Origin of the sequence: Pseudomonas sp. BN414 (assembly GCF_029871275.1) — a bacterium.
Taxonomy (GTDB): domain Bacteria; phylum Pseudomonadota; class Gammaproteobacteria; order Pseudomonadales; family Pseudomonadaceae; genus Metapseudomonas; species Metapseudomonas resinovorans_C.
Map to the genome: position 1 here is coordinate 1 of NZ_SSOL01000073.1, position 14,576 is coordinate 14,576.

At 55.8% G+C, this 14,576-nt stretch carries 8 protein-coding genes and 2 pseudogenes; 1 reads left to right on the forward strand and 9 read right to left on the reverse strand.

The window, feature by feature from the left end:
- Window positions 1-70 precede the first annotated feature (70 nt).
- Window positions 71-1,293 (forward strand): IS3 family transposase gene (locus E8E95_RS20055; RefSeq protein WP_280347810.1). Its coding sequence is split into 2 segments (ribosomal slippage): window positions 71-416 and window positions 416-1,293, totalling 1,224 coding nucleotides; the frame shifts between segments, so codons are not numbered across the junction.
- Here E8E95_RS20055 and E8E95_RS20060 read toward each other — a convergent pair.
- From E8E95_RS20060 to E8E95_RS20100, 9 genes and pseudogenes are all read right to left on the reverse strand, one after another.
- Entirely contained in the window at window positions 1,290-3,692 is a 2,403-nt protein-coding gene (locus E8E95_RS20060) for an ATP-binding protein (protein ID WP_280353261.1), read from the reverse strand. The two genes, E8E95_RS20055 and E8E95_RS20060, sit on opposite strands and share 4 nt — an antisense overlap.
- A complete protein-coding gene (locus tag E8E95_RS20065) occupies window positions 3,682-4,359 on the reverse strand; it encodes a DUF4194 domain-containing protein (protein WP_280353263.1) in 678 nt (225 codons plus the stop codon). The genes E8E95_RS20060 and E8E95_RS20065 overlap by 11 nt, the downstream gene beginning before the upstream one ends.
- Before the next feature lie 4 nt (window positions 4,360-4,363).
- Entirely contained in the window at window positions 4,364-5,794 is a 1,431-nt protein-coding gene (locus E8E95_RS20070; protein WP_280353266.1) for a Wadjet anti-phage system protein JetA family protein, read from the reverse strand.
- 397 nt (window positions 5,795-6,191) lie between these two features.
- Window positions 6,192-7,121, reverse strand: a complete 930-nt coding sequence (locus E8E95_RS20075) for a Kiwa anti-phage protein KwaB-like domain-containing protein (protein WP_280353269.1) — start codon at window positions 7,119-7,121, stop codon at window positions 6,192-6,194.
- Between the two features lie 3 nt (window positions 7,122-7,124).
- A complete protein-coding gene (locus E8E95_RS20080) occupies window positions 7,125-7,712 on the reverse strand; it encodes a hypothetical protein (RefSeq protein WP_280353271.1) in 588 nt (195 codons plus the stop codon).
- A 292-nt stretch (window positions 7,713-8,004) separates the two neighbouring features.
- Window positions 8,005-8,316 (reverse strand): TraR/DksA C4-type zinc finger protein, encoded by a 312-nt coding sequence (locus E8E95_RS20085; protein WP_280353274.1) that lies wholly within the window; start codon window positions 8,314-8,316, stop codon window positions 8,005-8,007.
- A gap of 13 nt (window positions 8,317-8,329) precedes the next feature.
- Window positions 8,330-12,772, reverse strand: coding sequence for a hypothetical protein (locus E8E95_RS20090; RefSeq protein WP_280353276.1), 4,443 nt, complete (start codon window positions 12,770-12,772; stop codon window positions 8,330-8,332).
- 311 nt (window positions 12,773-13,083) lie between these two features.
- Window positions 13,084-13,374, reverse strand: a pseudogene (locus E8E95_RS20095) (IS3 family transposase); the annotation flags it as partial.
- Window positions 13,375-13,390: 16 nt separating this feature from the next.
- A pseudogene (locus tag E8E95_RS20100) lies at window positions 13,391-13,528 on the reverse strand (IS110 family transposase); the annotation flags it as partial.
- Window positions 13,529-14,576 lie beyond the last annotated feature (1,048 nt).

The window sequence follows — 14,576 nt, forward strand, 5'->3', positions numbered from 1 at the left end:
TGAACGAGCCCCTTGAAACACAGGACACCGTTTCCCCCTTACCATAAGGGATAGGCAAACGACTGTGTTTATGACTACCAGCAAAGACAAAACCATCGAAGTGCTCGGCCAGGAGCGGCGTCGCCGCTGGAGCGTCGAGGAAAAACTGGCCATGGTGCGCGAGAGTCTCGAGCCCGGGCAAAGCGTCTCGGTGGTGGCCCGGCGCAACGGCATCAACCCCAACCAACTGTTCCACTGGCGCAAGCTCTACCAGGACGGCAGCCTCTCGGCGGTCAGTGCCGGTGAAGCGGTGGTGCCCGCCTCCGAGTTGGCCGATGCCCTCAAGCAGATCCGCGAACTGCAACGGATGCTGGGCAAGAAGACCATGGAGGCCGAGATCCTCAAGGAAGCGGTGGAGATCGCCCGCTCGCGAAAATGGATTGCGCACTCACCCTTGTTGCCGGGGGACGACCAGTGAAGGCGGTCAGTGAGAGTCTCGGTGTGGCGCGCTCGCAATTGACGGCTCGACTCAAACAACCCGCTCCAGGGCTGCGGCCTCGTCGGCGCCGAGCGTTCAACGATGTGACCTTGGTCGAGCAGATCCAGCAGGCAGTCGGCGCCCTGCCCAGCTATGGCTATCGTCGGATCTGGGGTCTGTTGCGTCGGCAGCATGAGCAACAGGCCCTGCCACCGGTCAACGTGAAGCGGGTTTACCGCGTCATGCGTGATCACGATCTGTTGCTGGAACGCCGTCGCAAGCAGCCGGGTGTGGCGCGGCGTCACGAAGGTCGTGTCGCCGTGGATACAAGCAACACCCGCTGGTGTTCGGATGGCTTCGAGTTCCGCTGCGAGGATGGTGACAAACTGCGCGTGACCTTCGCTCTGGACTGCTGCGACCGCGAAGCCATCAGTTGGGTGGCCAGCCCACACGGCTACAGTGGCGACGATGTCCGCGACGTGATGCTGGAAGCCGTCGAGCAACGCTTCGGTAGCGAGCTGCCTGCGTCGCCGGTGCAATGGCTGAGCGATAACGGCTCGGCCTATACCGCCGAACAGACCCGGGTCTTTGCCCGGCAGATCGGCCTGCTACCTCTGACAACACCGGTGTGCAGCCCACAGAGCAACGGGATGGCGGAGAGCTTCGTGAAGACCATGAAGCGCGACTATATCCGCCACATGCCCAAGCCCGATCGAGCGACGGCCCTGCGCAACCTGGCCATCGCCTTCGAGCATTACAACGAGGAACATCCGCACAGCGCACTGAACTACCGCTCACCTCGGGAGTTCAGACGCTTGGCTGAGGCATCAACTTAACGGGGTACCGGTGTCCGGTTTGATAGGGGCAAGTCCATAATCGTGCCGTTCCACTCCTTGATGCTGCTCATGGACACCGCCACCGCGCCGACGAGTTTATTGCTGGTATCTTCGACCGCCTGCAAATCTGTGCTCAGCTTCGCGATCTCGTACTCAAGACTCACGATCTCAGTGAGGTCAAGTCTGGCCAACGCCTGACGGACCTTTTCAAGGTCCGTTGCAGCGTCCTGAAGCGATTGGAATTCCAACGCGGGTTTCTGCAGGCGCTGGACCACAGTGATGATTTCCTGCAGGTCAGTTTGATGGCCTCGCACTGTGCTGAGTTGCTGCTCGAGCTCGGCAATCTCGGCTGACAACCTTTCGATAGCCACTGCTCTGGCTTTCTTGCCAAAGACCAACTCCACATCCTTCGCACTGAACATCGTCCGGGATCCACTGCCCTTCCCATCCATGGTGAGGCCACGTGGCGTATGCCTCAGCTCCTTGCTGGACGCCACTTTCACGACTCGACCGTATTGTTCGATGAGATAGGCCTTGGCTATGCGATGCTCGGTGGCCAGCTCGTGGATAATCGATTCCGCGGGCACGCGCGAAGGGTCAGCATGCTGTTGGCAGTACTTGCCTTGGATGACCTTGGATTTCAGCCCCAGCCGTTGGGCGATGTCGATCGCATCCCGTTCAAACTCGGCGGGCACCACGAAGTTGAAACGGGCGTCAGCCAGGTAGCCCTCGATTGCCGCTTGCCAGTGGTCGGAGGCCGGTTCTATCAAGTCGCAAAGCACCTGCACGTTGGCGCTCGGCAGTGCCTCCCGCATACGGTCCAGCGCAAAACTGACCCATTTGGGGTAGTTTCCCCCTCCAGTCACCATCCGCGCCCGGGCGTTTTCCTTGTCTCTCAGCTCGTCACCGAATTGACGAATAGCATCGGAGACCGGCGACTGGGCGGCGTAACACTGCAGAAGCAGGCTGGGTTCATCTGTCCCGACCAGGGCTGAGTGCAACCGGCCCCAACCGGTTTGAATACTGGTGCATTGGGTGGCCGCGTCCCGGAGCATGCCGGTATCGAGGTCAGACTGAGCGGCCAGCTTCAGCAGCTGGTGGTTCAAGGCCTGCAATTGAACACGCTCTAATCTGCGGTGTGCAGCGGTAACTGCCTCCATGGCCTGGGACATACCCACCATCTCAGCTGGGATGTGCCGGCCGAGGACATTTTCTGCCGCCGCCGATAGATTCCGAGCCTGGTCAAGGCCGTGCAGTAAGGTCGAAACGCACTGAGCTGCTGATGTTGTAGCCAGCTTGGCCTGTGCCTCCAGGCTCTGCTTTTCCTGATGGACTTGGAACCCCATCAGTTTGGTGTTTAGGGCTCTTACTTGGCGATTGAGTTCGATTTTCTGATCGTTCAGACCTGCAAGCTGCGTCTCGTTCTCCAGAATAGCGGCGCGCTGGACATTTACCTGATTGCGGTATGACTCAAGTGCAGCGTCGACGCTCAATACCTTCAAGTGCCTGAGAGCTACCTCATGCTTGAGGACAGCCTCGTGGCCGATGATCGTGTCGGTAATTTTTCCGGTCAGCGAGGCGAGTCGGTCATGCGTCGCCTGCAATCGTTCGCTCTCCTTCCGCAGGTTGGTGACCTGCTTCATCAAACCGCTGATGCGTTCGATGCCTTCCTGGAGAGCTTTACCGTCAAAGGCGAGGATTTCGTCTTTGACCAGGTCATTCACCGAGCCAATTTTCTTGTAGGCGATGGATTCTACCCAGGCCTTCGCAGCCGCTCTGGCGTCCTCCCACGTGACTCCGCTTTTTCCGCGGAACCGGCCATACAAAGCACAGAGGTAGTCCCGTTTGCCTGGGAAATGGATGGGGTGGTAGCCCTTCCCTTTGAGCATACGGACCACCTCCTCGGCCGCCACCCACTCCTGCTGCGAGCCGTCCTTGAACAACTCTGCCACGGAGAGACGGACGCCATCCAAAATGATCAGCACCTCGGACCGCTCCAGCACGGGTACCCGGTTGTTCCCAACGGTGTCGACTCGTGCCGAGGCGGCGACAAGCGCGGTGAAGGGTTTGGCCCCCTCTTCTCCCTTGTCCGGCATGAACACTGCGCCCACATAGGTCTGGGCGCCGTCCGGCCTCGAAAACTTGCTGTACTCGGCTCCAACCACGTAAGACTCGAGGTTCCTTTTGGTCTTCTGACGCTGGTCCTGAGTCACTTCTCCCTGGGCCGGGTTGAAGTGAAGGATGCCCTTGTAGCCCGCTGTCATCAGCATCTGCAGCGCATCCAGGAAGGTGGATTTGCCGGCGCCACTCCCCCCGGTCAGCAAGCTCATGTCGCCGAGCTGGTAGTCCCCTGGCTCGATTTGCCCCCAGTTGCCAAGAATCAGGTGATCAATCTTCACGGTCCTGCTCCTCGGCGGTGGCTTGCACTTCGATCACCCCATCCGCATCCAATGCCGATAAGAGGGCGTCATTCGTGACGACCCCCAGGATCATCGGCCGGATCGCAAGGAATGCATCCTCGTCAGTGATGCTGAAGCTGGAGTTGAATCGCAGGATCTTGTGCCGCCGCAACTGCCCCAACAGGTCCATTTTCTCCCCTGCTGTCGACGGCAGGCTTCGGCGCAGTTGCGTCTGCATTGTCGCAGCAAGGTCCTCGAGTGAGATCGTCGCTTCGCCACTCAGCTCGATGCTCCCCGCATTGAGGTGCTCCTGATAAATGAACCGCAGCGCCAGTGCCGCGGCGACAAAGTCGGGTGATAGCTTCGCCCTCAACGCGGGCACAGGATCAAGGTCGTCATCCGGCAGCCCATCCACGCGCGCACCTGGCGCATAGAGCCGAAAGAAGCAGGCGTTGCTGTCATGGTGGAGCCGGAGGCCCGCAATGTCGAAATAGTCGAGGAGCAGCGGCTCCACTCTCCGGGCATCGTCGTAGAGAAACTGCTCGTTCCGATCGTCATCGCGGACGATCACTCCATGGGCCAGCAGGCGAGTAATGATCTGCCGAAAACGATCGAGGCTCAGGTTGTGCAAATTCAATTGCGAGTTGACGGTGGAAATCAGGTTCATTCCTTCACTCCCTGAAGTCGATGAGGTAGTCGCAGCCGCTGTAGAAGTCGGTGTCGAAGCGGAACTCAAGCTTGGAGGCAACCAGGTCATTGCCTTTCGCGCTCCGCACTGCCTCGACCGCCTGGAACAAGTGAATGGCTTGCCGTGCGGTTTCGCGGGGCAGTGAGGACAGCCGTATTCCCCTGCCGACTAGGCGGAGCTCTTGGCGGAGCACGGCCGCAACGTCCTCGTTGGGAATGGAGAAGGCTTCGGCTTCGGCTCGAACCATCGCGGCCTCCAATCGGGCCTCCCGGGTGGGGCGCGGTCTGATGGTCACCGTGAGAGATTTGCGCCGCTGGGTCGCGGAGCGGAGCTTGAATGCAGAGGGATCGAGTAGCCGAATATCGACTGCCGCCATGTCGGCGGCGATGCTGGACAGGATTGAGTCCTGAATATCCTGTGGTGAATTTGCCAGGCGCTGGATCACCGCCATAAAGCTGTGGCGGTTGTGTCCGGTTCGCAGCATCATCGATTGCTGGACCAATCCGGTAACGCGGCGGACGTAGGCCTCCATGGATTTCACAAACATGGGCTGTTTCGTGTCGCAGGCAGCGTCCACCATTTCCTCAATACGCTCGAGCATCCAGTCGAACACTGAGTCGCCCATGTGCTCGCTCACCGCCCAACTGGCGATATCCCGAAGGTCACTCTCGAATCGCCGCTGCTGGGCGACGGTGACTTGGGTGCGCAGTTTCTCCAGGTTCTGCCGGATCGATTGACGGTTCAGCGTGGCACTGTCCGCCGTTAGCTGCTTGGAGTAATCGCGGCGGAAACGCTGCAAGAACTCCACGAAGTCGTCCCAGCGGACTACCAGCGACGCCTCGCGCATCAAGCTTCGCGCAAGATCCTTGAAGAGGTCGATACCCTCCGTCAGGTCCTCGATGACCTTTTCGGCAAATTCGTATGCGTCCACCAGATCATGGGCATCGTTCCTGCTCAGCGCCGCTTCCAGTGCGTTGCGACAGCTCCGCATGTTGCGCTGCCGACTGCGGCTGGGCCGGTGCAGCGACCAGAAGGCTTCAGCGAACAGCTTGCCCGTCCTGGAGAATCTGAAGCTGGTTACAAGGCCTTCTCGCTCGATCCCCTTTTCGAGCCAGCCATCTTTCAACAGAGCCCGGATGACCAATCCGGTCATCTGGAGGGGGTCGTTGGCATCGGCGGAAGAAAACTCATCCTGGTCCGCCGCCTCGACGGGCCTGGCCAAATGCTCCTTGACCACAGGCAGCACCAGTTCGGTCAAATCGTCCCGCCCGAGGTTGTGCGCATAATCCGCCGCTGGACCGTGCAATCGGTCATAGAGCAGCCGAAGGCAGGTCGCGAAGAGTTCGCGGCGCGACGAGTTCAGTGGCCGGAAAAATCTTCCGCGGTCAGCCTCAAAGAATAGTGATTCGTTCACGTAGGCTACTCCCAGCCGATCCGAAGGACTGACGAAGCACACCAATAACGTCAAGCCGCACGGCTCCATCTCTATTGCCCCGACGCCTTGTATCCTCGGCTACGGAGCCGCTCCTGCTGTCAGGTATAGTCAAATCGTGCTTATCACCCGGCGATGTTACCGTGACAGCATGGCGAATAGCTGTCTACGCGTCGACTGTTGCGTGCCACACTCTCGATCCGCCCTCAAGGCCGTATAATCAAGATCGCTTGGATGCAGTGATGAGGGCCTAAATTGCTAGCAATGTTACATAAGCCCCCCTACTCCATCTGACCGGCCTGGATTTTCCTGGCAATCATCCGAAACGAATAAGTGCCATGTGGCAGTCCGTTTCGGGCCAATAAAAAATCCACGCACATCAAGGTGGGGTTATGCTTTCCGTGTTCTGGACATCATAGATACGTCCAGAGAAATGAGATTTTAGTCGGTGATCAAGTAGCGCTTTAAATATGTCTGGGCATGTCTCAGTGCTAGGGGTGATTTGGCCGCCGGGAGCAAAGTTGATGTTCAATCCAAAGTTTGCATACTCCGCCCTCAGGTTCTGCATAAAAACAGGGTCAAGATAATTCTGTTTTTGTCGAATAGCAGAAGCGCGACGAAGTTGGATTGCGTTATTCCCAACATAGGTCCTGACCTCTTCTACGCCTGTGAAGACCTGTTGGAATGCAGGTTCCGCAAGAAGCTCAATGAAGTCATTCTCATGAGCGGCCTTGTGGCTTAGAATGGATTCAAAATGCCTCTTGCTAGAAATAAATAGAGAGTCATTCAAAATAAAGAAATCAAAAGTTTTTGCAAGGTTGAACGTCGGCGAATCATCAATCTCCAAAATATTTGCCCTGAATAGGGTATTGATGGCGCCATTGCGTTTCTTTGTTTTCCAACTGTCGTCGGTTTTTTTGACGCAGTAGAGATTGCCAGCGGGAGAAGATATTTTTACCGCGTAAAAAGCCGCATTTTGCATTTTCTTCATTTCATCAACCCGTTTTGCGGGTGTCTGATCCAGCGACTCTGCAATAATCTTGTCCGCATGCGTTTCTATAAGTGGAACGCGCAATGCACTGCCTTCGTTGTTCTGAGCCAGCAAACCATACTCTATGGTCTCGGTCATGTCTAATCGACATTGCCCTGCCGTCTCTTTGAGCTTTGCTATAACATTTTCACTTAGGCTTACCCAGTGAGCGTTAAATTTAAGCTGGGGAGGCTGACCTGATGTGGATTTTTTAAATACCCATAGGTTAACCTGGGCGTTTTGAATGTCGAAATTATGGAGATCCTCAATCTCAGCCACGCGCTATTCCTTCTTGATGATTATGTCCTGAATTGTTTCAGTTTCACATGCTGCATTTGGACTAAATTCGGATCGGCCGAGAGCCTTGCCCACCAATTCGTTTGGGCTGCCGATAAAACTGTATTTTATTTCATAAAGCTTCCACCCAAGAGCAATGAGGATTGGGTTTAGTATTATCTGTCCGGACTTGTATGACAGCCAAAACAACCAACCAAGAAATATTAAGAATCCAATGAATTTGCTAGTTTCCGAGTACTGAATACTCATAAAGGAAACGATATATGGCAGCACGTAGTTCATTAGATCGGCAGGTATGTGTTTTGCTTCCTTTACTATTATTTGCTGCGATGGTGTTTTTATCCTTAGGGTCACAACTGTTACCACGAAGCAGGCAAAGCAAAGGAAAAAAAATCCGATAGACAGAGCTGGATTTGAAAAAGGAATAAGGCATTTTTCAGGCTGACTAAGAAGCGCCGAACAGAACTCCAATTTCATCATCTCATACTTGAGGTCCTGAGACAAAAGTATCATGCTCAAGGGTAAGTATGATCCTATGAATATAGTGGCTGCAGGAATAAGTCTTAGTTCCACGTTTTATCCATTACTGAGTTTGGTGCTAATGTGGCTAACTATTCGCCGTGCAGTTAACGAGGGCTGCTTTGTGAGGACCGGGAGGTGCATTTAGTGTAATTATCCTTGCCCTAATTCCAGATTCTAAAGAAGCCTGGCCCTTTCCTGCTGACTTATACTATCTTGAAAACGCATCAATCGTGGCACAAGGCCATTGAATCGTACAGCGTTCGATATTGGTGTGGCCCGACTTCGGCTTCGGACGCTGGCAAACGCGTGGTAGGCAAGCCCAAGCTGGTATCCCACTGCACGGTCAGCCTCCAGCTGCGCAGTGGCTTCGGTCGTCCCTGCAGCCAGCATCCGCCCGGCAGGAGTTCTCTTTCTCACGGAATTGTCTGCTTGAGTCGGTAACGGACACCTTGGATCGGTGTCCGCTATGCATCTGACGTTGCTTCAAGCGAGTTTGAGCATCGATCGTGAGTGATGCTGCCGGGTTGAGGAGCAGACGCTGCAGGCCGATGGATAATCCAGTCTCCTCGCAGAAGCCAAAGGAGTCGTCTTTGATCCGCTCGAGTGCTGTATCCAGCACCATCAGATCAGCCCGCTCCCGAGCGATGATACGCATGGTCAGGATGCGCTCACTTTGCTTTTTTCGCTGACCTGTTCAGCGAGCGCTTCGGGCGCGTTGTGGCATCAGGAAGTTTCACATTAGGCTTGGGCTTAGGCTGCGGGTCGCATGCGTCGATACCGACAACTTTGACCTCAAGACTTCCATAGCGGTTACAAACGGTATTGGCTGCAACGCTCTCCAAATGCTTGATCAGCTGCGGAAATTCCAGCCACTCACCATCCAGCTTCCAACGGCGGCGGCGGTGCATCGTCACGACCAAAATCCCGTGGCGACGGGACGGTGTACGCAGATAGTCACCGACCAGTTGCGACGTAATAGCCTTTTCTAGCTGCTGTACCGTCCACCCCTTGTTAGCGTGCTTAATCTCGATCGCCAGCTCCGCAGTCGAGGCTGTAGAACTGATCACAATGTCTGGCTCATTCCTCTCAGCGACCTGAGCTTCTCTATGCACATGGAAGCGTCCACCTTTCCGTTCTGTCAGTCGCTCGGCCAGCCATTCTTGGACATGCTCCTCCTCACGAGCAAAAACAAAGGTGCTCCTGCTAGAAGCATCAGCACCGTGAAAATGGGCGAGATCCTTCAACATGCCAAATGTCAAATTGAGCAACTGCAAACCGTTTTTGGCAGGTAATTTTTTCTTTTCCGAGAACTCGAATACCTCAGTCGCTTTCCATGCCACGATGTCTGCATCGGCTTGTGCTTTTGAATGGGCCAGTTCCTGGAGACGCTTCTCCGATCCTGCGCATTCCGGCGCTCTGGAAAGCTTGCTCAGTGCCGCGAAGGCCTCGTGCCCGGGACGGGCTAGCAGAGCACCGAGGAGTTCATTTCTGGCCGATTCGGCAGCATCCTCAGTGGTGTACTCATTCCGGCTGCCGCTTCGCCCCCTCGGAGCGTGTGCATAAGCCAAACGCAGCAGGTCCGCGAGCAAGGCGACCGAGATAATCGGTAGAACGGACGCTGCTAGCCCCCCGGTAAATCGGTGATCAAACAATGTGCCCAACCAGCGTTGAACACGCGTATCAAAATCCGCATTACCCTCACTATTACGCTGCTTAAGCTCGGCAACTACCAGGCGTGCAAGGTCTTCAGGGTCTAGCAGAGCGAGTATCCCGAGGTAGTCAAAAGTGGGGCGCTCATCGGACTTGAGCAGATGAATCTTCAGACGTCTTTGCACCAGCCGTCGGACTTGCTTGCGATCAAGATAAGTGAGCCCCCTGGCCACGATGAGCATGCAGTTCCTGCGTAGATCTATCTGTGCTGGCTCGGCCGATGAGACCAGTTTGAAGACCTCACGGGTAACAGCTGGCAGGGCCGAGGTCTCGTTGTAGGCCGCATGTTGAATGATGTCGTAGAAGCGTCCTTTCCACCTGTACTCTGTTCGAACGGCTTTAGTTATTTCGGGCAGCACGATATCGGGTTTGGCAGCAATTAAGGCCTCAACCCAGGGAGCCCTGAAATTGAGAGTGCATAGGGCATGGCTGATGGCCTGAAGAACCTCCAAATGGTTCAAGCCTGATGGCCATCCGTCACCAGATGCCTCCACCGCGACTGCATCAAAGGCGAGTGTGCTGCTGTACTTGGTTGAATAGCTTCTGTCGCCTGTGATGATCGGCCGTTCTGGCTTGATTCGGCGCCAGACCTGCCTCATTCCATCCATGTAATGCGTGGCCACGTCTGGGCTATAGGCTTCGGCAATCAGTTGCCAATCGCTTTTTGACTGGTCCTGCTCCTGATTGCTCCTCGCTTTCAACCAATCGGTCAAATCATGTAGTCGCCACAAGCCGTCTTCCCAGGTATCGAACGATTCATCACGGCTGAGTAATCCTGGGTCGCCCACTAGCTGGTCACGAAACGCTCTCAATGCTTCCAGCTCAGCATCATGCCGATCCTGAACAAGCTTGCGGTGAGCCTCAGCTTCGAGATCATATCGATCAGGCTTTCGCTGATAGGCGGACTCGAGACAGTCACGGAGAGCCGCGGCATCTCCCGCAATCTGCTCCAACAGTGAGCGAGACTCGTCAAGTTTGCCTTGGCCGTTGAGGATCCCGATCAACGCTGTAAATGCCACCATCCGATCGTGATCTGAACTCGTGTGCTGTACATCATCAATCAGCCACTCCAGATCCGCAGCGTTGAGCTCCCAAAGCTGGTATCCGGTGAACAGAAGAACGTGTTGGATTAGCGACACCGGTGCTTCTCGGGGCCTACCATAGCGGTCTGTAGCGGCATCCGCCCACATCAATTGCCGCTTGAGTGTGTGGTCGGCGTTGATATGCCTGCGCAGCTCGGTGTGCGTCGCTGAATCAGAGAGACCATGAAAACGTTCAATCGCCATGAGCAGTTGGAGCGTACTGGACGACACCTCCCCTCCCCCACACTGCTCAAGTTCAGCTAGGGCTAATGCCGAGCAACCCTCCTTCAGCCCACGTTGGCGCGTAGGCGAAAGTTCCTCATCCATGTCTTCATCATCGTGATGGGCGACGAGTTTTGCGATGCCTTCCACCAGTTGCTGCTGCGCCCCTCTGGCGGGTGCGACTGCGTGCAGCGATGCGAGGTGCGGGGCAAAACCTTCTGAGGAGTATGGCTTGGGAGGCTCCGAGCGACGGATTGCATCAAGTAGCTGGGCTGTACTCAGATAGGACGGGTAAAGCAGCTCTACAAGTTGCGGTGCCAGCCACGCGCTCAGTTGGTCGGGTTCAGCGCAAACCTGCTTGGCGAGGGCTCTGAGGCCATCAGCGCTCTGGCACGACTTCAGGGCGCGAGCCGCCAGTAGACGATTGACTTGCCCCTGACTGCTGTCGAGTGCAACCGCCTTGGCAAGGCTGACACAGCCCGTCATCTGCCCTTGTTCGATGATCTTCAGTAGGTTCGATCTAAAATGGGCGTCGCTGTTGATGCCCCATGCCTGACGCACTGTCTTGGCTAGCGCACCTTCGGAAAACATCCAAGCTGCTCGCTCGTTGATGTGAGAGGCATTCAATTTGCCCTCTGCATCGAGCTTGGCATAGGAAAGCAGCAATCGCTCTCGAGACTCCAAGGGAAGCGAGCGGGCGTCTCCATGGAGAATAAGTGCAACCGGTTCTCGCTCAATCAGCGTATTGCGCACCTCTGGCACCCAGAGTGCGAGCCATGCAGTGACTGGAAGTAGCGCTGGAACAGCTGTCCCTACTCCATATGGCTCAGCGAAAAGGAGCTTGCGGATCTCATCTATTGAGCAGTTGCTGTCGAGCAGTCGCTTGAGCCAGCAAGCCGCGAGGTATTCCTGCACAGAGCGGTGGTGAAATCTTATGCGCCCGTAGGTGCTTGGAGCGAAGAGGCCACGCCGCAGTAGCGCGTTGATAGAGTGCTGGTTCCAGTCACCCAGCACCTCACGAGCATCTATAGCTCCCTTGACTAGATTGGAGGCGGCCTCTTCGCCTGGTGTTTTTATCAGGAATGTTTTGCAGAGCACTAGCGCCGCGGCTAGCTGCTCCGCGCCGAGGAGCGCATCGGCAGGACTGAGATTATCCGTTGCGGGGCGGAAGCTGTTTTCCTCCTTCAACTTGCGCCTAACAGACTCCGCCATCATCTCTGTCAGCGTTCCAAATTGACCGTGCGTTGCCCAGTACTCCAGGAGATCGATCAGGTCTCCCGGGCGTTCCGACAATGCATCGAGGCCTGAAAGGCTCAGAGCCTTCAGAAACGTCGCACTGTCATGCCCCATAGTGTTGGCCAAGAGGGCTTTCTGTTCGTTGCTCAACGGCGCCAGGTGCACTACAAGTAGGTCACCGTTGCCTGCCTTGGCTTCGTTTCTTACGTGTTGCGCCGTTCTTTTCGTGCTCTTGGTCCTAGGCGCAAAGAGAGCTTCGTCGCGATCAAGTACCAGCGCAGGTGTTGGCTCTGACCTGAAGGGCAGCTCACGCTCCAATGCATCTCGATCAGAAGTCCCCTTCCAGTCGCTGGCCCTACAGGTCACAACGAAGTGGCAGCGATTGAGATTCTCCGCGGCCAGTTCTTTTCTGAGCCTGGCCAGGGCTAGATTCAGCTTCCGATCGTTCAGGCGGGCCTCATCGACCGAGTCCAAGAAAAACCAGGCATCAGTGTTAGTGGAGGTTTTCCAGTTTAGGAGGGCTTGGAGTTCGCTCTCGCTTAGAACCGCCTCGATACCACGATCAGCCAAGTCTTCAATGGATACGAAAAACGCAGGTTTCCCTTCAGCAGTTATACGTGCGCACTGATGCTTCAGCTCCGCCGTCTTGCCACTCAGGGCCTCAGCCAACAGGACGACGCGACGACGTTGAAGCAGCTCCTGCCAGGAGAGCCAGCCTCCGTAACGGCGCCCCCATAGCGGCCCCAAATCACTGAGCGCCTCACTGTCGTTCTTGAGTGGGGCAAAATAGCGATCCAGGTCAACAAACTTATTCAGCGTCCCCACTCGAGCGGCTTCCGTTTTAGAGTTATATCCATTCATTATTCGTGGTTCGTTAACCCGCGCCGAGCTGGATAAAGACGCCCCGTCAAAGCCAAATAACATGAGCATTGCGGACCGGCTACACGCACCACTTGGGTTACAGAACCTAGGCCTCGAGCCAATTGCCTGGCTGGGGTAGAGCACGTCACCGACCTCAGCAAGACAGGTGTAACACTTCGCGACTAAAAGACTGCCCTAAAGAGCGTTTTATGTCGTGGCAATAGTTATTGCTGCCAGCCCGCCACCACATTCGCTCCGAACTCTGCCTTCCAGGCCTTGAGCACTTTATGGTTGCCGCCCTTGGTCGGGTTCTACCCCATTTCCACGGACGGTTTGAAAAGGGCTGAAAACTTCAAATCTTGCCGGGCGACTCTACGACGCATTCGTGGGTTATGAAACCGCTCGATGTAGTCGAATAGATCGGCCCGTGCTTCATCGCGCGTTCGATATGTTTGATGGGCAACACGCTCCCGTTTGAGCAGACCAAAAAAGCCTTCACAGGCAGCGTTATCGCCACAATGCCCGACGGCACTCATGCTACAAACCAGCGTGTTGCGAGTCAGAAAGCGCTGGTAGTCCGCACTGGTGAACTGGCTGCCACGGACGCCCTTCTAAGCGTCAAGTAGCAATTTGGACTTGTCCAATTTGGCGGTTTCGTTGCCGTATCACGTGATAAACCTCTCGGGCGATATAGCGCTTGAGGCAGCGGATGGCCTCAAGCTTCGAGTGCCCCTCGCTGACTCGTCGATCGATATAGGCGGACCTTCGCCTCCAACCCTTAACGCCCTACTCCGCTTGTTCCGATCAACGTCGAGCGCTCTCTATCAAGGGGTTGCGACTTAAGGAGTGATTGCCAGAGCCACGACGTCGAGGACGCAAATAGGTTGCGTCCTCGAGCCCGTAGTTGCTACCTGCCAATACGGAGACCACGTAGCTCGCGAGCAACTCTAACCTAGGGAGGGCATTATTGGGGGCGTGCCGAGATAAGGCAAAAATTAGGACATTTGCGCTGTAACTCTTTGATTTTTAATAGTGGCTTCGCGCCCTTTGCGCCACCCCAATTGTGATCCCGTGCCGACATGTGGCGCAGGCTTCAGCTTCGGGAATGACGGAAAATTCTCCAGCATTAAGGGAATTCCGGATCTTTGGTTTCTAAACTTTTGAAATTGAATTGTCCGCAGGCGAATTTCCTTTTCTGCTCTCCTTGCTGGGTGTCTGGTGATGGCTTCCCGAGTTGGTAAAGGACGCAGAATTCCTTTGGATCACCTCCACCAAAATGAAGGCGGGGGTAGTAGTGAATACCCACGCTGAACGGAGAACGGTCAGTTGATTTTGGAGGTCAGGGTGGAAGACTCGGAGCGACTGCGCCAGTACTACAGCGAACACACACTCGTGGTGATCATGACCCAGCTACGCGAGGACTGTCTGCATCCCGTGACACCGCTGTACGCAGAGTTCGACTATCCACGTCCGCCGAACCATGAGGAGTACGTGGGATGGTTTGGTGTGCATGTGCAACTGCCATCAAACACGCCTGGCATTCGAAGCGAGCATCCTCGAGGTACCAGTGCGTGGCCACCATCCGGTACGGGCAGAGATGATCGTCAGTGAACTGGAGCGGCGAATGGCCCGTCTGCACCAATTCAGCGGCTTGGCCGCAGACGTGGCTAAGCGCATCCGTTTCGAAGTTGGAACATGCGATCGTGCCCAGTTTAGAAAGCGCTGCCGACGCCTTACACGTCACTTCTCGCACCCTGCGTCGGCGCCTCCAGACGGAAGCGCTCAGTTACCGCCAGATACTGAC